The sequence below is a fragment of the Thermostilla marina genome, assembly GCF_054657455.1.
In genome coordinates this window covers 2,259,381-2,279,885 of sequence record NZ_BAAHYR010000001.1, presented here as the reverse complement: position 1 = coordinate 2,279,885, position 20,505 = coordinate 2,259,381, and the positions used below count along the sequence as shown (strand labels likewise).

Below are 20,505 nucleotides of genomic sequence, written 5' to 3'. Positions count from 1 at the left end.
CTGTCGATTCGCTTCCGAACGACCTTCCCGTCCTGTAGCGTACGGCATGGATCCGCGCAAAGATTCGCCCGACGAGCTGCACACCCCCGTTCAATTTCTGAAAGGTGTCGGTCCTTCGCGCGCCGAACTTCTCATCAAGCTGGGCATCCGCACGGCCTGTGACTTGCTTTTCTTCTTTCCGCGCGACTACGAAGACGCGCGTGATTGCCGAACGATCGACCAATTGGAAGAGGACAAACTCCAAACGGTCGTTGCCGTCGTCGAAAATGTGGAGACACGTCGAACACGTTCCGGCCGCATCTTGATCGGGGTTTTGTTCCGTGGGGAAGAAGGCGGCGGCTATCTTCGCGGAATCTGGTTCAATCAGGACTACATCCGTCGGAAGCTGCCCGCGGGCCGGCGCGTGGCGGTCGTCGGCAAGCCCAAGAAGAACGGTCTCATGTGGGAGATGACGCACCCGCGGGTAATTCCGTTAGGCGCCGACCAGGCCCCGCAAGGGGAATTGCTGCCCATCTACCCGTTGACCGAAGGCTTGCAGCAATGGCATTTACGCCGCATCATGCGTGCGGCGATTCCGCGGTACACGCCGCTCTTGGAAGATGTCTTCTCGGACGCCTATCGCGCCGAACACGATCTCTTTTCGATTCATCGTGCCGTTCGTGAAATTCATTTTCCCCATTCGTATGAAACACTGGCCCAGGCGCGGCGGCGATTCGTATATCAAGAACTGTTGCTGTTGCAACTGGGGATGGCGATCCATCGCCGGAGGACGGTCGATCTTACGGCTTCCCCTGTTTTGGAAGTCACCGCGAAGATCGACGCCCGCATTCGCCGCCTCTTTCCGTTCGAGCTGACCGAAGCACAGAATCGCGTCATCGAACAAGTGAAAGCCGACCTGGCTCGGCCGCATCCGATGAATCGACTTTTGCAAGGCGACGTCGGATCCGGCAAGACCGTCGTCGCCGTTTACGCGATGCTGGCGGCCGTCGCCCATGAATATCAAGCGGCGCTGATGGCTCCTACCGAGGTGCTCGCCCGTCAACATTTCCGTACGATCGACCGGCTGCTTGAACACAGCCACGTCCGACGGCGTCTCTTGGTGGGCGGACTCCCCTCCGCCGAACGAGAAAAAACACTTTACGAAATAGCCGCCGGTGAGGTCGATCTTGTCGTCGGCACCCAAGCATTGATCCAACAGCAAGTTCGTTTTGCGAAACTCGGCGTCGTCGTCATCGATGAACAACACAAGTTCGGGGTGCGTCAGCGGGCCGCACTGCGGTGCGGCAACCGGCGCCCGCACTGCCTGATCATGACCGCCACGCCGATCCCACGGACGTTGACGATGCTCTTGTTCGGCGATCTGGACGTATCCGTGCTGCGTGAGTCGCCTCCCGGTCGCAAGCCGGTCCACACCTACCTGGTTCCACCTGAAAAGCGCAAGGACTGGTGGGGGTTCGTGCGTCGCAACCTGGACAAGGGACGCCAAGCATACGTCGTCGTCCCCCTCGTTCAGGAATCGGATTCCGGGCAGATCGAAAGCGTGGAGAGCGTGTTCACCTCTCTGAGCGAGGGAGAACTGGCCGGATACGACCTCGGCATCGTCCACGGTCGGTTGAGTTCCGCCGAGAAGGGCGAAATCATGGAGCGGTTTCACCGGCACGAACTCGACGTGCTGATTTGTACATCGGTCGTCGAAGTCGGAATCGACGTTCCCAACGCCACCGTGATGACGATCATCAACGCCGAGCGATTCGGACTTGCCCAACTGCATCAACTTCGCGGACGCATCTCGCGCGGCAAATACCCCGGTTACTGCGGTGTCTTCGCCGAATCGCAGACTCCCGAATCCCAAGAACGATTGAAGGCCTTCGTCGAAACAACCGACGGCTTCGAACTCGCCGAAATCGACTTTCGATTGCGCGGGCCGGGAGAACTCCTCGGCACACGGCAACACGGCATCCCGCCGTTTCGGATCGCCGATCTTTTGCGTGACGCCCCAATCGCCGAGGAAGCCCGCCGCGACGCTCAGGCATTGGTGGAGCAAGATCCCGATTTGCGCAGCCCCGAACATGCCCTGCTGCGCAAGATGGTTTTGACCCGCTACGGCAAGACGCTCGACCTGGGAGACGTCGGCTAGTTTCCGAACGGCCGGAACGTTCGACACGGATTACGACCGCAAAGCTTGATAGGCCGCAACGGCCATCTGATCGCAACGTTCATTTTCGGGGTGGCCGGCATGTCCGCGAACATGCTCCACCGTCACGTCGTGCTTGCTCAAAAGTGCATCGAGCTGCTTCCACAAATCCACGTTGGCCACGGGTTGCCACCGATTTCGGACTCGGCGTCGCCAACCATTGGCTTTCCATGTCGGCAGCCATTCGGCGATGCCCTTGGCCACATAACTGCTGTCGGTGACGACCTTGACACGGCAAGGACGTTGCAAGGCTTCAAGCCCCCGAATGACGGCCAACATTTCCATGCGGTTGTTGGTCGTTTCGGCCTCTGCCCCGGAACGCTCCAATTCCTTGCCGGTCTTGGGATGGCGCAGAATGAACGCCCACCCTCCCGGCCCGGGATTGCCGCTACAAGCACCGTCGGTGAACAAGATAACGTGCGCCTTCGATTCGTCGCGAGTGCTCATCGTGCGGTGTAGGCCCAATCGGAGTCAAAGATGCTTGCCGACGATTGCGAATGTCCCTGTTATGCTTCCGCTTCCTCTTCGGCAGAAGAATTGTCGGCCACGACAGAGCCCAAATGCGTCATCGGCCGTGTCCCGCCGCGGGCGAACCGGGCCAGTTGCTCTTGGACGGACCCTTCGCGTCTCTCCGGCATGTCGATCGACTCGGAATCGAGTTTCCACGGTAACACGACGCGGAACGTGCTTCCGCGGCCCAACTCGCTCTCAACCGTTACATCGCCGTGCAGCAAGCGACACAATTCTTTGACGATGGAAAGCCCGAGCCCCGAACCGGGATATTCGCGTTTAATGGCATCGCCCGAGGGCATCGCCGTTCGGCCTTGGCGAAACTTTTCAAAAATAATCTGCCGGTCTTCCTCGGCGATCCCCACGCCGGTGTCGGAAACCTGAAGGACGAGATTGTCGCCTTCCTTGCGTACGACCACACGGATCAAGCCGCCCTCGGGCGTAAACTTGATGGCGTTCGAAAGCAGGTTGTTGAGGATCTGTTGTACGCGATTTTGATCTTGGAACAGCGGCGGCAGATTCGGTTGAATGTCGACTTGAAGCTCGATGTTCTTCTTTTCGGACAATGGCCTTGCCATGTCGCATTGCGCGTGAACGACTTGTTCGATTCGGAAATCGGCGGGCCGGATCTCCATGCGACCGGCTTCCATTTTCGCAAGGTCCAAAATGTTGTTGATCATCTCCAACAACATGCGGCCGGACCGCTGGATGTTGTGCACGTAGCGACGTTGCTTTTCATCGAGTGAATCGATCGACGCCAATACGTCACTGAAGCCCAAGATGCTGTTCAACGGCGTCCTCAGCTCGTGGCTCATGGTCGCCATGAAGTCGCTCTTGATACGGTTCATTTCGTACAACTGCATGTTGAGTTGGGCCAACTCGTCGAGCTTCAAGTCCAAGTCGGCATTGACGTCCCGCAGCTCGTCTTGAATGGCGACCAAATGCCCCAGCATGCGGTTGAACGCGTTGGCCAGCAACTCGAATTCGTCGCGAGTATTGAGCTTCGCCCGCTTCGAGATATCCCCCTGGGTGATCGCCTCCGAAACCGACCGCAAGTGCCGCAACGGTCGAACGATCACGTACCGGATCGTGACGTAAAAGGCAATCATCGCGAGAAAGGTAGTAATGATTGCGACCGCCAGCAGCATGCTCCAATACTTCATGACGGCGGCTTGGGTCGGCCCGTTGGGGATAGTGACCTGGATCAAGGCCATCAGATCACCGGGACGCAACGGTTCGATCGTTCCTCCCGCCGAAAGCGGATCGAAGCCTTGCCCTTCGAGCGCATTGTGGCACCCCACACAGTTTTCCTTCGCGAACACCGGCCTGTAGTATTGGTAGACTTGGCCGTTGTTCACCGTCCGATCGGCAAACAGGGGAGAATCTTCGGTATCTTGGGGCACCTCGCCTTGCAGCGCGAGATCAAGAAAATGCTGGAGCAAGCGCGCCTCCAATTCGTCCCGCGGGGCTCCGTCGGCCGTCCCCGCCGCGGCGGCGCGATCGGGCGGCCGGATGAATCGCCAGCGATACCCTTGTTGCTCGCGGCTTTCGATGACGCCGGTCAGGTACTCGACAAAGTCTTTGCTCGGTTCCATGGCGGCGTAATGCTTGATGAGCATCACTTGATCCACCAGTAACCGAGCCGTGTCGGGATTTTGACGCGTGACGACCGCCTCGGTCACGCGCCAATACAACAACACGCTCACCGAGATCACCAACAACAAGAAAACGCCGAACAGCGCGAGGCACTTGACCTCGAGGCTCGTCTCGATCAGGGCTCGGTTCAACCGACGGTACGGCATGGTGTTCTCTCACAGGCCGGAATTCCGTTCCGAACCCGCATTTTAGGGAACGCAAGCATTTCTCGCCAGACGCGATCGGGTGACGGAACGAGACACCTCACAAAACGCTTCCGGGATCGACATCCACAACCCAATCGACGCCGTCGGGAGCTTTGAAGTGTGCCGTCGCCGCTTTCGCCGCCTGATGAATCGCCGACAAAACGCCCATTACTTGTACGTGGTACCGGTACTTCCCCCGCAGCTTCGCGATCGGTGCCGGCGCAGGCCCCAAGATTCGGATCGACTGTCGATATCGCTCATTTTCGACTTTCTCAGACTCTTCGCGGAAACGTCGTGTCAATGCTGCGGCAGTCGCCTGCACCTGATCGGGAACGTCACCCCGCACAATGAAACGAATCACGTGCGAAAACGGCGGAAAGCCGAGGGCCCGCCGCAACGGTAATTCGTTCTTTACGAACGCCTCGTAGTCGTGCCGGGCGGCCGCTTGAATGGCGGGATGCTCCGGGTTGTAAGTCTGCACCAACACGCGCCCCCCGCGGCTTCCCCGCCCACTTCGCCCCGCTACCTGGGTCACCAACTGAAAGGTTCGCTCGGCGGCGCGGAAGTCGGGCAGATGCAACGCCGTATCGGCATTGATCACTCCGACCAGCGTAACGCTTGGAAAATCGAGCCCCTTGGCGATCATCTGCGTGCCCAGCAAAATGTGGACCTCGCCGCTACGGAATCGCCGGAGCGCCTGCTCGTGGCTGTTCGGTCCCCGCATCGTATCCGTGTCCATTCGCAGGCACACATATTTCGGAAACCGCGCCCGCAATTCCGCTTCCACCCGCTGCGTTCCGATCCCGCTGTAGCGGATCCCTTCGAAGCGACACTCCGGGCAATCGATGGGCGCGGGAACGGTGTAATCGCAGTAGTGGCAGACGGCCACATCTTCGGTGCGGTGATGGGTCAAGGCAATCTCACAGTCGGGACACTGCATGACGAAGCCGCAACCGGGACACTGAATGTGGGTCGCATAACCCCGTCGATTGAGAAGCAGAATCACCTGCCCGCCTGCGGCGATCGCTTCGTCGATCGCCTGCGCCAATCGCGGTGTAATCGCCGCTCGCGTTCCCACACGATGACGTCGATCCCGCAGATCGATGACCTCGACCTCGGGCATCGGCAACTTCGAAATACGTTCGGGCATGGCCACCATCACGGCCTTCTGACGTTTGGCCCGAAACCACGATTCCAACGACGGCGTCGCCGACCCGAGGACCAACGGCACCCCTTCGAGCTGGGCCCGCTTGGCGGCCACCTCGCGCGCGTGGTACCGAGGCACGGTCTCTTGCTTGAAGGTCGACTCATGCTCTTCATCAAGGACGATCAATCCCAACCGCGGAACGGGCGCAAACACGGCACTGCGGGCACCGATCACCACCGGCACGCGTCCCTCGGCGATCTGTTGCCACTGATAGTGTCGCTCGGCATCCGTCAGCTTGCTGTGCAACACCGCCACGCGACCGAACCGAGCCTCGAATCGCTTGACCGTCTGGGGGGTCAAGCTGATCTCGGGTACCAGCACGATCGCCTGCCTGCCGAACGAAATCACCTCGCGGATCGCTTGGAGGTATACCTCCGTCTTGCCGCTGCCGGTCACCCCGTGGATGAGTACCGTGCGATGCTCTCCACTGTGAATGGCCTCGAGAATCGCGCTCAACGCACGGCGTTGGTCGTTATTGAGTTCAAGATCGTCTTCTTCCCTGTCTCGCGATTTAGTCGCCGTCGGGCGGAATCGCCGCTCTTTTTCACACACAAGGATCCCCCTGCCGGCCAGGGCACGAATCGGTCCCGCGGAACATCCAGCCAGTTGCTGTAGCTGCTCAAGCGAAAGGGGCTCGTTCGAAGCCGCCAAGATTTCCACGACGCGGCGCTGTTTGGGAGGCAAGTGCGACATCACAGTTTCGAGTTGCGGGCGCACTTCGCCGGCAAGGTCGTACAGATTGATCGCCCGGGTGCCTGCTTGGTTCCTGACCGCGACGGGCACCACCGCTTCGAGAACCTGGCCCCAGCCGCAAAGATAGTATTCCGCGATCCAACGGGTAAGCTCCAGCATCTTGGGGGAAAGCAAGCTCACGTTGTCGACCACGTCCGCGACTTCCTTGAGTCGACGGCCCGCGATCCGGCGCAGCGTCAAGTTCACGCAGTATCCGATGCGACGGTGATTTCCTCGCCCCAAAGGAACCGCTACCCGCATTCCAACGGCCAGACGGTCCAACAGCGACTCCGGCACGGCGTAGTCGAATACGCCGTCCAATCCTTTGGCAAACACGATCGATGCGACCGGCTGCTCTTCTTGCGAATCGAGCTCCCACGGTTCCGGATCGGTGTCGAAAAGTCGCGGCTGCTTCGACGTCATGCGTTCCCGAAAACCTCCGACATGCTTTGTCGGCGCCTTTTCTTTTGCTGTCACTGCGAACTAAAAGAGAGATTGTGTCCTTCGGCCGAACCCCGCCGGGCACGTACCCCATTCGGGGACCGGATGGTATGATCACCACATGAGGGCGAGACAACAGTGTCCACCGCCTGCCTTCGGCGATTCTTGATGCAAGGTCGGCACACGGTTCATCTTAGGAAATCGCCCGGCCGAATGCACCTGCCCCGGTATCCCCTGAAACAATTGGTCCAAATCGAGCTCCAGACGGCGAAAAGCGATGAGACTAGGCATCTTCGGCGGAAGTTTCGACCCGATCCACTACGGTCACTTGCTTTTGGCGGAAACCTGTCGCGAGCAACTCTCACTCGATCGCGTGCTCTTCGTACCGGCAGGCCGCCCTCCGCACAAACCCGCCGAATCGTTGTCCCCCGCCCGAGATCGCGCCGCAATGCTCGAATTGGCAATCGGGGGCAACCCTCACTTCGAGATTTGCCGTTTCGAGCTGGACCGTGACGAAGTGAGCTATACGGTCGACACGTTGCGGCACCTACGGGACGAATATCCCGAAGCCGGGCTCTTTCTCCTTTTGGGGACGGACATGTTCCACGATCTTCCGAATTGGCGCTGCGCCGCCGAGATCGTACAGCTCGCGATTCCCGTGCCCGTTCGACGCTGCGGAATGCCGCCTCTTGAAATCGACAGATTGGCGAACATCCTGGATTCCGGCCGGTTGGAGATTGTTCGGAACCTCGTGGTAACTGCTCCCCAGGTCGATTTTTCGGGCACCGATTTGAGAGAACGGATACGCACCGGGCGCAGCATTCGCTATCGGACCCCCCGTGCCGTGGAAGAGTACATCTACGCGCACGGGCTCTACGGCAGCCCCGGGACTACCCCACGCTCCGTGGGAAAATGACCCCCGCCAGCGAACTTCCGGAGTCCGATCTGCTGGTGGGCAACCTCGGCCAGTTCCGCCGAAACAGGACTTTTCACCGGCTCATCGGTCACGCCGTCTTGCGCCGAGGGTAGGTCACCGCCCCAGGACTTGTCGCATTCTCCATCGGGACGACGGACACGTCGCGGCACATCTCTTCGAGTTGCGCGAGCACTTCGGAAGTCGGCAGCGAAAGGTCGACAAACAACACCTTAGCCCCCCGCAATTCACAAACGCTACATCCGGCCCCCGAAAGCCATTCTTCGCGAACCACCCATCCTTGCTCTTTTGCCGAATCCAACAAGAAACGAATCCGTTCGACCGAGTGCATCCTACTCGCTCCTTCCCTGGGATGAATTCGATGTGTTTTACGGAAATCAAACGATTTCGATACTCCCGATCCGCCCTCCGTGCGGATCGACATGTCAATCTTGGCAAAGTATATAGCGTCTGCGGATTGTATCAGGAACGGCTGTAGACGCACAGACGAATTCGACGATACGACTACAGCCTTGGCTGTCGGCAGATTTTTGAACCTCGGAAAAATAACCGGCCTAGCAAAGCAAAGAAGAGCCGGCCGCCGAGGCAAAACACACAACTTCGCAAATCATCGCTTTCGACCACCGAAGGGAATCTCGCACAGGAGTGATGGACGTGCCGAACCACGATTCGCCCAGCCTGCAAGAACAGGTCGAATTCCTCAAAAAGCAACTTGCCGAGGCAGAGAAATTGACCGCCCTTGGAGAGTTGGTGGGCACGACGACGCACGAATTCAACAATGTGTTGATGACGATCATCAACTGGGCCAAGCACGGACTGCGTCACAAAGACGCCGCCACCCGCGAAAAAGCGTTCGAAACCATCCTCACTGCGGCCAATCGAGGTGCCCGCATTACCAACGGGGTCTTGGGCATTGCGCGCAACCGATCGCAGGGAATGGAACCTACCAATCTTGCCGCCTTGCTGGACGACACGCTCCTCCTCTTGGAGCGAGAAATGAACAAGTATCGCATCAAGCTCGACGTCCAGCTCAAAGACGTCCCCCGCGTAATGGCGAACGGGAACCAAATCCAGCAGGTACTGCTGAACCTTTTGATCAATGCGCGACAAGCCATGCCCAACGGCGGCCGCTTGATCGTTCGGCTGTCGCACGATCCCGAAGCCGACACCGTCGATCTGTTGATTCGCGACTTCGGGACGGGCATTCCGCCTGAAATCCTGCCGAAGATTTTCGATCCTTTCTTTACGACCAAGAAAGGTCCCGACGCCAGCGGAAAAGGCGGCACGGGCTTGGGATTGTCCTCCTGCAAAGACATCATCGAGGCCCATTCCGGGCGCATCCGCGTCGAAAGCACCGTCGGCAAGGGAACGGCGTTCACGATCCGGTTGCCCGTGTACCACGACGAGGAAGAACGACAAACCGAGCAAACCAGAGCGGCAAACGTTCCGCCGATCGCAACTCCGAAAAGCAATGCCGATCGCGCTGCCGCTTCGTCGTAACCGAGCGGTTTAATCGGGAACACGCAGCCCCCCGGGCAAGCTACTTTTGGACGCTTCACCCGGCCCTTGGTTTTTCCCGGCGTGTGCGAGAAGAAATCGAATCCACCGATGGAACCGCGATGCGCCTCAATAGCCGGGCGGCTCGAGGCCCAGTTCGTCCGCCGTCTGCGGCCGGCAACTAGACGCTCGACCGAAGCGGGCAACCAGGTCGCGCAAGATGGCCTGCTCGAGTTCGGTATCACGCCCTTTGGGAATCCAACCTTCGTTGACCTGCTGCGCGCCGACCGGCCCGACCACGCGCGTCAGCGAACTGTCATCCCGGAAAGCAGCGGCCGAACTGGTCGCTCCCAACGGACGAGATACGTCTTCCAACTCACGAAATACCTGCACCGAAACCTGGTACCCGTTTTCCGCCGGGACGACCTTGACCGTCGCCGTTCGTCGAATCGACTGAACGGTCGCTTCGACACGATTGTAGCGCCCCACCGAATCGCGATGCCAAGGCTCGAATATCGTCGCCCCGATCTTCGGACGTGTCTCCAGCCGGCCTTCCGTCAGAATTCCGCCGATGTTTCGAACGGGTTCCTCATGGTCGATCTCAAAATACCGTTGGACGACCTCAACCAGGTTTTCCCAAAAGGTTTCAGGCGGTTGATACGGCACCATAATCGGATTCGGTTCATAAACCGCCAGTTCCGGCGACGCCGTCCAAAGCACGTGCTCGGCACAACCAGCGACCACGGCCACAACCAAGGCGCCGGCTGCCAACCAAACCAAGTTCTTCCGGTACGCAACGGATGACCGCATGAGAACTCCGTTCTCTTCCACAGCGGGCGATCAATTCAGCCAGGAAAATGAGAGAGGAAGAGTTTCCCAATTGCGTTCGGCGACGGCAAGAGCAATCGCAGCAACCGAACGAGGCAAGCCCCGTTGTCTGGATAATTCACACAAACTACACAACCCGCCAATACTCATCCGATCGGCTTCGGCGACTCGACGAATGGGTGACTGAGTAAGCGTGTTCATGTTCAGCCCTGAAAACTTACCGGGTCGGGCTGGTCAGCGGGCGGACGACTTCGTACGTTGGGGACGATACTGCCCCCGGCCGAACGGCTTTCCCGAGGCACCTCGATTTCTCATGCATCGTGTGAGGTTCACCATGGCCAAGATTCGTTTTTTGTACTTCGACCTCGGCCGCGTCTTGATCCATTTCGACGTCGATCGGATGTGCCGGCAAATGGCCGAGGTCAGCGACGCCGCGCCCGAGGACGTATATCGTGTCGTGTTCGAAAACGGCATTCAACGCGATTACGAAGTCGGACGGATTTCGACTGTGAAGTTCTACGAGCGTTATTGCGAAGCGCTCCAGTGCCGTCCACCGCAGGAGCGGTTGATCGAAGCCGCCTCCGATATCTTCTGGCCGAACACCGAGACGCTGCCGATTCTCGCGAGCTTGCTTGCCGCCCGCGTGCCCTTGGGCATTTTGTCCAATACGTGTCACATCCACTGGGAACATTGTCGGCGACGATTCGCCATTCTCGACGGAGGTTACCGCGCGTTCGTGCTGAGCTACCAGGCCAGGGCCTCGAAACCCGACGCCAAGATATTTGCTTCGGCCATCGAGCAGGCGGGCGTGGATCCCGAGGAAATCTTCTTCGTCGACGACCTGCCCCAACACGTCGAAGGTGCAATCCGAGCAGGGCTGACGGCCGTTCAATACACCGACGGCCGACAACTCGCCCGCGATTTACGAAATCTCGGCATACGCTTCAACTACTGACCCCCAAGAAACACTGCGGGCGGCTCAAGTTGCATCCCTTGCGCCGCCCGTCGAATTTCACGTGTTTCTCGATTGGTACTAGAAGATGTACCGGTTGACGACGTTTTCGAACAGCTCTTGTCGCCCGCTGGCGTTGGGCGAGACATCACCCTTTTCGAGCATGTACTTTTCGAGCGACTTGAGGTCGTGCTTACCGGCCTCGATTTCGGCACCGATGCCTTCATCCCACGACGCGTACCGCTGGGCGACCATTTTCTGCAATTCGCCGTCGGCTCGCATGGCAGCCGCGATCTTCAATCCCATGGCGAAGGTATCCATACCACCGATGTGAGCGTAGAAAAGATCGACCGGCTCGAAACTTTCGCGACGCACTTTCGCGTCGAAGTTCACACCGCCGGGAGCCAATCCGCCGTACTTCATGAAGATCAACATGATCTTCGTCGTCAGGTACACGTCGGTCGGGAACTGGTCGGTATCCCACCCCAACAAGAGGTCGCCGGTGTTGGCATCGACCGAACCGAGGAACCCTTGCATTCCTGCATATTCCAACTCGTGCTCGACGTTGTGACCGGCCAACGTCGCATGGTTCGTCTCGATGTTGAGCTTGAAGTGATCGGCCAGATCGTACGCCCGCAAAAAGTTGATGCACGCGGCTGCATCGAAATCGTATTGATGCTTCGTCGGTTCCTTGGGTTTCGGCTCGATGTAAAACTGTCCGGTGAAACCGATCTCTTTCGCGTAGTCGACGGCCATGTGCATGAAGCGCGCCATGTGATCCAGCTCACGCTTCATGTCGGTGTTCCAAAAGCTCTGATACCCTTCGCGGCCGCCCCAGAACACGTACCCTTCACCGCCGAGTTCCTTGGTAACTTCCAAGGCCTTCTTCACTTGAGCGGCAGCAAAAGCAAAGGCATCGGCGTTGCAACTGGTAGACGCCCCGTGCATGTACCGCGGGTTGCTGAAAAGATTGGCCGTACCCCACAGCAACTTGACGCCGGTGCGATCCATTTCTTCTTTGATGACCTTGACGACCGCATCAAGGTTTGCGTTCGTTTCGGCCAGCGTCTTGCCCTCGGGCGCCACGTCGCGATCGTGGAAGCAAAAGTAGGGAGCCCCGATTTTTTCACAGAATTCAAAGAATACCCGCACGCGATTGCAGGCGTTTTCGACGCTGTCGTCACCACTTTCCCAAGGGCGCAACATCGTCGCCGCACCGAACGGGTCGGCCCCGGTTCCTCGCATCGTGTGCCAATACGCGATGCTGAAACGAAGCTGTTCCTTCATGGTCTTGCCTTCGACAACCTCGTCGGCGTTGTAATGCCGGAACGCCAACGGGTTCTTCGAATCGGGACCTTCAAACGGGATCTTGGGGATGTCGGGAAATGCTGCCATCTGGAAACTCCCTCACTGGTTCGAATGGGCATGAAACGCGACGATCGTTTCCGCAGCGACGCCACCGACCGCACATTGTCGACAACATACCGAATCCGGTTCAGGAATCGGTCGTGCGGTCGCGCGAAAACCGATGTCGGGGGAATTGGGACCATTCCGTTTGGCCCTAATCGTGACCGATCGAAGCCCGTCCCACAAGGGGGCGAAGCCGCTTGCCGAACGAATCACCACTTCATGGCGTATTTTTGCGGATCAGCCAATCACCCAAACGAGGGGATATCTGCGAAATCGCAAAAAGCAGACGCGCTTTCGCCGGCATCACGATCTCGGGTTTTCGCCGTTCACATGCATCCACGATCCGATCGGCCAAGACCTCGGGCCGAATCGCTTTTACCTTCACACCGCCCCCGGGGCGTCTTGCTTCTTCGGGAACCTCCTCGGCGTTTTCCAACGGATAAAGCCGCTCGTCGTCACGAGCAATCGGCCCCGGGCACACCAACAACACGTGCAGGCCTTCCGGTCCCAACTCCAACCTTAGCTGCTGCGAAAACGCCGCCACCGCGTGCTTCGAAGCCGGATACGCTCCCACAAATCGGGCCGCCGACTTGGCCGCCAGCGAGCCGATATTGACCACGTGTCCCCGCCTCGCCAGCAAATCGGGCAGCGCCGCTTGGGTGCAGCGGACGAGCGCGATCAAGTTCAGCTCCATCAAGTCGCGAAATTGCTCCGGCGAGGTGGACCGCAGACTTCCGCGCATCGACCGACCGGCATTGTTCACCAGCACGTCCAGCCCGCCGAATTCTTCTCGCGTTTCTTGGAAGATTCGATCGACATCTTCCTGCCGGCGAATGTCGCCGCACAGCCCAAGACACGCCACCTCGCGACGGCGCAACGCTTCACTCTTGGCCTCGACCGCATCGGGCTCGAGGCCGACGATCACGATCTTCGCCCCACGCGCAGCAAACGCCTGCACGATCGTCCAGCCCAACCCGCTGGAGCCGCCGGTCACAAGAACGACTTTTTCCTTCCAATAGTCGCTTGCCATTCAACACCCGAATGCGATTGCAGAGAACACTTTTGCCGGCCGAACGCAGATGCCGCTTGTCCCGACGGATTCAACCTAACGGCAATATCGCCCGACGACAAGCAGACGGTCTTGATTCGGCAGCATGCGTCCCGCGTGGTAAACCGTGCCAACGAAACGCACCCGCGATCGGTGAATCTCCACCAACTCGCGGGTGCTCTGAATCGTCGGTCGACTACGCGATGATCTCGCCAATTCCGAGTTTGGGAAGTTTACACGTCGAGAGTGTACGGCGCCCGACGCGGACGCGACATCAAGGCGTTGGCCTGCTCATCGCCGATGAATTCCTCTTTCTCGGGATCCCAGCGCAACTTGCGTTTGAGCAACATGGCGATGTTGCACATGTGACACGAAGTCAACTCCCGCACATGGGTGTAGACATCGGAGATCGGTTCCGCGCGTTCCTTCACGCACTCGAAAAAGTTGTTCATGTGGCCTCGCAATTCGCGGCCCTTGTACAGTTTGCGCACCTCTTCTTCGAGCCACTGTTTGTCGGCCTCGGTCATCTCTTCGATCGGTTTTCCGGAGATGCGTCCGCGGTTGACGAAGATGCGGCCGTTTTCGCCCTCGAACCATACACCGTTATCGGGACCGTGACGCACGATCATCGTCGACCCGTTGTCGAATTTGAGGGTGCACTGGAAGGTGGTCGCCGTGTTATACGCATTGGGTAACGTGACCTTGCCGGCAAAGAAGGCAACCGGATCGAAGTCGTCCGGAATCGTCGGGAAGTTGCCTTCGCCTTCGATTTCGATCGGCCCCGAGTGTTCGTACCCGAGTCCCCATTGCGCGATGTCGACGTGATGGGCCCCCCAGTCGGTCAACTTTCCGCCCGAGTATTCGAGCCACCAGCGGAACGTCCCGTGGCAACGTTCGCGGCTGTAGGGCACCTTCGGCGTGGATCCGAGCCAGAAATCCCAATCCAGCGTTTCCGGCGGATCGGTGACCGGAAACGGACCGCCGACCGGTCCACCGCCGATCGAACAGGTCGCAGTCAACGTCTTTCCCAACCGGCCGCTGCGGGCGATGGCAATCGCCTGCAAGAAACGACGATCGCTGCGTTGTTGCGTCCCCACCTGAAACACGCGACCGGTTTCCTTCACCGCCTGTCGAATGAGTTTGCACTCTTCGATCGTGAGGGTGAGGGGCTTTTCGCAATAGACGTCTTTTCCAGCCTTCAAGGCGGCGATGGCGATCGGAACGTGCCAGTGATCGGGCGTTCCGATCGTCACGATGTCGATGTCGTCGCGATCCAGCAGTTCACGATAATCTTTATAAACTTTGCAGCGCCCCTCATACCGAGACGCAAACCGTTCGGCATGCGAAAGGTCGACATCGGCGCACGCGACCATGTTGCCTCGACCACCGGCATCGTGCCCGATGCCCGATCCACGTCCACCGACACCGATCGATCCGACGTTCAGACGTTCGTTTGCCGACTCTCCGGAAGCAAGCCGGACATCCCACAGCGAGGGAACGGCAACCGCGGCACCGCCGACCGCCAGCGTTCCCAAGAAACGGCGACGTGACGTATTGGTTCGTTGCATGGAGTGACTCCTATTCAAAACGTTACGGGACGGGGTAGGGGGGGACGGAAAACTTCTTCGAATACTCGCGAGGCATAGCCTCACCGTATCGCTCATAGCTCGATATACGGCGTGGATTGTAGTTCGCGCAACGTTCGTTCGCAACGTGCGCGACCTACCAACCGCCGACTGTGAAGAACAATTCCGATGCCGCTTTGACAACGCGGGCGACGAAGTCCACCACTTCGTCGCCCGCAAATTCTTGTGACACCTTCGTTTTCGGGCCGTCACCTTATTTCGCATCGGCGAAAGCAAAGCCGAACGCGCCGTTACCCTTACTGATCACAGCGTGATCGTGTACGGCTCGCGCTGCTTGCGAGACATGAGCTTGTTCGCATCCTCTTCGGCGAACTCCTGTTTTTCGGGATCCCAATGGATTTCCTGGTTCAGCAACATGGCGATGTTGGCCATGTGGCAGGCATTGACCGAATTGCAATGCGTGAACACGTCCGAAATCGGCTGCTTGCGCGCCTTCACCGACTCGATGAAGTTTCGCATGTGATTGCCCGGTTCGCCGCCGTAAAGCTTACGAACTTCGTCGTGCAACCATTTCTTGTCGGCCTCGGTCAATTCTTCGATCGGCCTACCCGTCAGACTGCCGCGATTGACACGAATCTTGCCGAGTTCGCCCTCGATGATCAATTCGTTCTTGCCGCTGAACAACTTGATCGTGTTGCCGTTGGGCAAGACCATGTCACAATCGAACTTGTGCGCCACGTTGTACGCGACGGGCAAATCTTCCCAGCGCCGTTTGCCCAGCATGGTTTCGAGCATCAATTCTCGTCCCAAAGGATACTCGGCACTAACGGGCTTGATGACGGTCGGGCCGGTGTTCTCACCCCCCAACGCCCACAACGCAATGTCGGTGTGGTGAACCCCCCAGTCGGTCACCTGGCCGCCGGAGTACTCGAACCACCAGCGGAAATTCCAGCCGATCCGATTCGGGCAGAACGGCACCTTCGGGGCCTGGCCGAGCCAGAAATCCCAGTCCAGATAGTCCGGCACCGGCGCCGTTTCAAAGGGACCACCCGCCGTGGCCTGCCCGACCGAGCTCAGCGCGTGCAGCTTCTTGCCGAGCCGCCCGCTGCGGGCGAGAACAACCGCTTTGAGGAACATCTCGTTATATTCACTGCGTTGTTGCGTCCCCACCTGGAAGATGCGATTGGTTTCCCGCACGGCTTGGCAGATCAGCTTGCTTTCTTCGATCGTCAACGTGAGAGGCTTCTCGCAGTACACATCTTTGCCCGCCTTCATCGCGTCGATCGCGATCTTGACGTGCCAATGGTCGGGCGTCCCGATCGTCACGACGTCGATGTCATCCCGATCGAGGATCTTCCGATAATCCCCGTAGATCTCGCACTTGCCTTCGTAGCGTGCGGCAAATCTTTCCGCATTTCCACGGTGCACGTCGGCGCAGGCAACCATATCGGCGAACGCCGCCAAGGCGTTTCCGTCGGCGGTCCCTCGGCCGCCGACGCCGATGGCGGCCCCCCGCAAGCGTTCACTGGCCGGTTCCGCCGACGCAGCACGCATCCAAAGGCTCGGAACACTCGCCAGCCCCGCCATTGCGGCACCGGCTTTCAAGAAACGGCGACGGGATGCACGAATCACGGACATCTTCCACTCCTTCTATCTCGAAATTCCAACGATCGAAAAACACGGTCTCGGTTCGGCTCTTTCCAAGACGCGTAACGCTCAAAGTCGCCGGATAGCGGCGGCCGCGCGGGGCAGGGGGGAAATGCAATTTGCGCAGCGCACCAATCGGGTGGGATCGATACCCGACAAACTAGTCGAACCGAACGAGAAACGCAATCGCTTGCGGCGTCGATCTATCACTTTGCCTCAACAACGTATCGGATTGTCTTCGATCGACCGATCTCGTATCTTGAGCTTCTGATGTCTCCAGCGTTGGGATGATGCACCCCGCCGAGGGGGCAGTACAATCTGCCTCGGTCAACCGAGCCGCCGGGAGGAAACACATGGTCGGTCACGCTGTGATTCGGGCCCAACACCCCAGCCAAACGAAGATCGTCGCGACCGTCGGCCCCGCCTGCAACGATGTCGCGACGCTGCAACGACTGATCGAAGTCGGCTGTGATGTGTTTCGGATCAACACAGCCCACGGCGACATTCCCGATTTCGCCCGGCGCCTCAAACAAATTCGCGAAGCCGCGGAAAAGACGAGGATTCCTGTCGGTGTTCTGGTCGATCTGGGAGGCCCCAAAATCCGGTTGGGCGAGTTGCCGGAGGGACAATTCTTGTGCGTGACCGGACACACCGTCCGCTTCGTGCGCGGCAACCGATCGTCCGTCCCCGGAGAATTCACCAGCACATATCCGACCTTGTTGGACGAACTGACGCCCGGTGATCGCGTCATGATGGCCGATGGAACCGTCGCTCTGCGTGTCGAAGAAGTCACCCCCGATGCCGCCGTCTGCCGCATCGTTCAAGGGGGGCTCGTCCGCAGCCGACAGGGAATCAACTTGCCGGGCGTCAAATTGAAAGTCGATGCGTTACAACCGAAAGACCGCGAAGCCGCCCGGTGGGCGGCACAAAACGAAGTCGATTTCGTCGGCTTATCGTTCGTGCGCACTCCCGACGAAATTCTTCGCCTTCGCGATCTGATCACGGAAGCCGGGGGCGAAACCCAGATCATCGCCAAGATCGAAAAGCCCGAAGCGTTGGAAAACCTGGAAGCCATCGTGAAGACCGCCGACGGCGTCATGGTGGCCCGCGGTGATCTCGGCGTCGAAATCGACATCGCTCGCGTTGCCGTCGAACAGAAGCGAATCATCCGCGTGGCTACGAAGCACCGCAAACCCGTAATCATCGCCACGCAAATGCTCGACAGCATGCAGCATGCACGGCTTCCGACGCGGGCGGAAGTGGCCGACGTCTCCAACGCCATCCTCGACGGCGCCGATGCCTGTATGCTCTCGGGCGAGACGGCCATCGGCGAGTATCCGGTCGAATCGGTCGAGATGATGCACCGAATCGCGACGGCGGTGGAACAATCGTCATCCGGCTCCCTTCGTGCGGCCGCCGAACCGGACCACGAACTGAATGCGATTACCGAGTCCATGGCCCTCCATGCCGGCAAGATCGCCGTCGATCTCGGAGCCAAGCTGATCGTCGTCGCTTCCAGTTCAGGCCAAACGGCCCTGAGCATCTCGAAACACCGATTTCCCGTCCCGACAATCGGTGTCAGCAGCTCTGCGGTCGGAATTCGGCGGATGTGTCTTTACTGGGGGGTAATCCCGCTCCCGGAAGCACCGGCCGACGATCCCGTCGCGATCGTGCGAACCGTCGTCGAGTGGGGCAAAGAGGAAAAATTCCTCGAATCGGGCGACCGAATTGTACTCATCACCGGCACGGGGCTGCCGGTGTCGGCGCACAATGCGATCGTCGTTCACCAAATCTCGTGATGCATCGATACCGGAGCGACGCCCCGATCACTTGCGTTCCCGTGCGGTCGGCTCGTCTTGAAACGCCTCGACGCGGTACACTTCCAACTGCACCGACGGATCCTTCCATGCGTCGCCCGGCAATCCTGCTTTTTGGGCCAGTCGATCCAAAAACACCTCCGGATCGGGCAACACGGCCCAAACTTGCGGTAGGAGTGTGGCGCAACGCATACCTTTTCGCAAAATGACGCCGCACTCGCCGGGCACGATTCGACTCAAGACCTCATCCGCGTCACCCGGTCGACGTTCAAGGGGAATCGGCTCGTCCAGCACACTGATCTCGATCGTTAGATCGTCCACCTCATCAAGTCGAACAGGGGGAAAACGCCGATCCTTGACCGCGGCTGCTCGGGCGTTTTCCATCACGGCTTGATATAACGGCGCGCTGGGGCGGAGATGTCCGATGCACCCTCGCAACTCCTTCCCGCGGTGTAACGTCACGAAGCAAGCACTTTCCCGCTTAAGGGCCTCCGACAATTCGGCTGGGTCGACATTCGGAAGCTTTCCTTCCGACAGAATTTTGCGGATCGTATCACGAGCTAATTTCAGCAAGTACCGTTTATCGTCGTCCGAAAGTCCGACCATGATTGTCTCCTGATCGCGTTCGGCGGATATTCCGTCGGCTTCGACGGATTGCTATCTATTGTGACGGATGCTTGACAATTCCATCCAGCGGGGGCATGCGGCATTACGTGCGTGCGTCGGTCGTCGGGGTCATAGGCAAGTCTCAATTCGTCGGCAATAATAAGGGATTGGCCGTTCCGGGACAGCTCTCTCCGGGAACGTTTCAAACGCGAAGCACCGGGCTTTTCGAGGATCTGCGATGCACGAATTCGGCGAGCGCATTTTTCGTGTCTTGCCGCGACAGGTCGACATGTCGCTGGCGGCCGCCATGCGCGAGTGGCTCCCGGGCGTCCCGTGGTCGCGGATTCATAAGCTGATTCGCGGACGTTACGTCTCGCTGAATGGAAACGCCTGCATCGACGCCGGCCGCCGTCTTCGTCTTCAGGACGTCGCCAAACTCCATGCCAAGCCGCTGCCCGCACCGCCCAAGCCGCAAGACATCACCGTCCTTTATCTGGACGAACACCTCGTTGTCGTCGATAAACCCTCCGGGCTGACGACCGTTCGACATCGGGAAGAAAAACATATTCCGAAACGTCGCCGACAACTTCAACCGACGCTCGATGAACTGCTACCCGGCATCATCGCTAAGATCGAGAAGAGACACCGTCGCGGACTCCCGCCGCCGGTGCGGCCGGTTCATCGGCTGGATCGCGATACCAGCGGCCTCCTCGTATTCGCGCGCACGGCGGTTGCCGAACGCGGATTGATGGAACAGTTTCGGCACCACACGACACGGCGCAAGTATCTGGCCGTGATCCACGGTTATCTGCCTGCCCAAACCATCGAGTCGTACCTGGTGCGCGATCGCGGGGACGGTCGTCGCGGCAGCACCGACAACCCCGATTTGGGCAAACGAGCCGTCACGCACGTCAAACCGGTGGAACGACTCGGCAAATATACACTCGTCGAATGCCGCCTCGAAACGGGCCGAACACACCAGATCCGCATTCATTTGGCCGAAGCCGGCCATCCGGTCTGCGGCGAAAAAGTCTACGACCGCCCCAAATTCGGAAAGCCGCGTCCCGACGACAGCGGTGCACCGCGCCTTGCGCTCTCGGCGGTCGAACTCGGATTCATTCATCCCGTCACCGGCCAAGAAATGAATTTCGAAGTCCCGCTCCCCAAAGACCTGACGGACTTTTTATACGAATTACGCCGTAAAGCCCACGAACAATAGCGTAATATATTTACACGCAGCGTATGTTTCCGACGA

Annotated in this window: 16 protein-coding genes; 6 read left to right on the top strand and 10 right to left on the bottom strand. The window is 59.0% G+C overall.

Translation table 11 applies throughout. From position 1 onward, the window contains the following. The first annotated feature begins 46 nt into the window (after nucleotides 1-46). A complete protein-coding gene (gene recG, locus ACYQ2I_RS08405) occupies nucleotides 47-2,137 on the top strand; it encodes an ATP-dependent DNA helicase RecG (RefSeq protein WP_460166564.1) in 2,091 nt (696 codons plus the stop codon). 30 nt (nucleotides 2,138-2,167) lie between these two features. Here recG and rnhA read toward each other — a convergent pair whose 3' ends face one another. The 3 genes from rnhA to priA form a co-directional block, all read right to left on the bottom strand. Further along, nucleotides 2,168-2,641, bottom strand: a complete 474-nt coding sequence (gene rnhA, locus ACYQ2I_RS08400) for a ribonuclease HI (protein WP_460166563.1) — start codon at nucleotides 2,639-2,641, stop codon at nucleotides 2,168-2,170. Nucleotides 2,642-2,700: 59 nt separating this feature from the next. Continuing rightward, entirely contained in the window at nucleotides 2,701-4,506 is a 1,806-nt protein-coding gene (locus ACYQ2I_RS08395) for an ATP-binding protein (protein WP_460166562.1), read from the bottom strand. A 97-nt stretch (nucleotides 4,507-4,603) separates the two neighbouring features. Next, nucleotides 4,604-6,907 (bottom strand): replication restart helicase PriA, encoded by a 2,304-nt coding sequence (priA, locus tag ACYQ2I_RS08390; protein WP_460166561.1) that lies wholly within the window; start codon nucleotides 6,905-6,907, stop codon nucleotides 4,604-4,606. 295 nt (nucleotides 6,908-7,202) lie between these two features. On the opposite strand from priA, the gene nadD reads away from it, so the two are divergent. Beyond that, nucleotides 7,203-7,841 carry a nicotinate-nucleotide adenylyltransferase gene (nadD, locus tag ACYQ2I_RS08385; RefSeq protein WP_460166560.1) on the top strand — a complete coding sequence of 213 codons (639 nt, stop codon included), beginning with the start codon at nucleotides 7,203-7,205 and terminating at the stop codon, nucleotides 7,839-7,841. A gap of 88 nt (nucleotides 7,842-7,929) precedes the next feature. Here the strand turns inward: nadD and ACYQ2I_RS08380 are convergent, their stop codons facing one another. Next, nucleotides 7,930-8,190: a hypothetical protein gene (locus tag ACYQ2I_RS08380; protein WP_460166559.1), complete on the bottom strand. Its 261-nt coding sequence runs from the start codon at nucleotides 8,188-8,190 to the stop codon at nucleotides 7,930-7,932. Nucleotides 8,191-8,507: 317 nt separating this feature from the next. Between ACYQ2I_RS08380 and ACYQ2I_RS08375 the strand changes: the two genes are divergently transcribed. Continuing rightward, a complete protein-coding gene (locus ACYQ2I_RS08375; protein WP_460166558.1) occupies nucleotides 8,508-9,359 on the top strand; it encodes a sensor histidine kinase in 852 nt (283 codons plus the stop codon). A 126-nt stretch (nucleotides 9,360-9,485) separates the two neighbouring features. On the opposite strand, the gene ACYQ2I_RS08370 is transcribed toward ACYQ2I_RS08375, so the two are convergent. Continuing rightward, complete coding sequence (locus ACYQ2I_RS08370) at nucleotides 9,486-10,166, bottom strand: hypothetical protein (protein WP_460166557.1); 681 nt, start codon at nucleotides 10,164-10,166, stop codon at nucleotides 9,486-9,488. Between the two features lie 352 nt (nucleotides 10,167-10,518). On the opposite strand from ACYQ2I_RS08370, the gene ACYQ2I_RS08365 reads away from it, so the two are divergent. Next, nucleotides 10,519-11,139: an HAD family hydrolase gene (locus ACYQ2I_RS08365; protein ID WP_460166556.1), complete on the top strand. Its 621-nt coding sequence runs from the start codon at nucleotides 10,519-10,521 to the stop codon at nucleotides 11,137-11,139. A 78-nt stretch (nucleotides 11,140-11,217) separates the two neighbouring features. On the opposite strand, the gene xylA is transcribed toward ACYQ2I_RS08365, so the two are convergent. From xylA to ACYQ2I_RS08345, 4 genes are all read right to left on the bottom strand, one after another. Continuing rightward, complete coding sequence (gene xylA, locus ACYQ2I_RS08360; protein WP_460166555.1) at nucleotides 11,218-12,531, bottom strand: xylose isomerase; 1,314 nt, start codon at nucleotides 12,529-12,531, stop codon at nucleotides 11,218-11,220. 232 nt (nucleotides 12,532-12,763) lie between these two features. Beyond that, nucleotides 12,764-13,576: an SDR family NAD(P)-dependent oxidoreductase gene (locus tag ACYQ2I_RS08355; RefSeq protein ID WP_460166554.1), complete on the bottom strand. Its 813-nt coding sequence runs from the start codon at nucleotides 13,574-13,576 to the stop codon at nucleotides 12,764-12,766. 251 nt (nucleotides 13,577-13,827) lie between these two features. Next, entirely contained in the window at nucleotides 13,828-15,162 is a 1,335-nt protein-coding gene (locus ACYQ2I_RS08350) for a Gfo/Idh/MocA family oxidoreductase (protein WP_460166553.1), read from the bottom strand. A 321-nt stretch (nucleotides 15,163-15,483) separates the two neighbouring features. Then, nucleotides 15,484-16,818 carry a Gfo/Idh/MocA family protein gene (locus tag ACYQ2I_RS08345; RefSeq protein ID WP_460166552.1) on the bottom strand — a complete coding sequence of 445 codons (1,335 nt, stop codon included), beginning with the start codon at nucleotides 16,816-16,818 and terminating at the stop codon, nucleotides 15,484-15,486. A 362-nt stretch (nucleotides 16,819-17,180) separates the two neighbouring features. On the opposite strand from ACYQ2I_RS08345, the gene pyk reads away from it, so the two are divergent. Next, entirely contained in the window at nucleotides 17,181-18,626 is a 1,446-nt protein-coding gene (gene pyk, locus ACYQ2I_RS08340; RefSeq protein ID WP_460166551.1) for a pyruvate kinase, read from the top strand. A gap of 27 nt (nucleotides 18,627-18,653) precedes the next feature. Here pyk and amrA read toward each other — a convergent pair whose 3' ends face one another. Beyond that, entirely contained in the window at nucleotides 18,654-19,250 is a 597-nt protein-coding gene (gene amrA / locus ACYQ2I_RS08335; protein WP_460166550.1) for an AmmeMemoRadiSam system protein A, read from the bottom strand. Between the two features lie 238 nt (nucleotides 19,251-19,488). On the opposite strand from amrA, the gene ACYQ2I_RS08330 reads away from it, so the two are divergent. Beyond that, nucleotides 19,489-20,469: an RluA family pseudouridine synthase gene (locus tag ACYQ2I_RS08330; protein WP_460166549.1), complete on the top strand. Its 981-nt coding sequence runs from the start codon at nucleotides 19,489-19,491 to the stop codon at nucleotides 20,467-20,469. Nucleotides 20,470-20,505 lie beyond the last annotated feature (36 nt).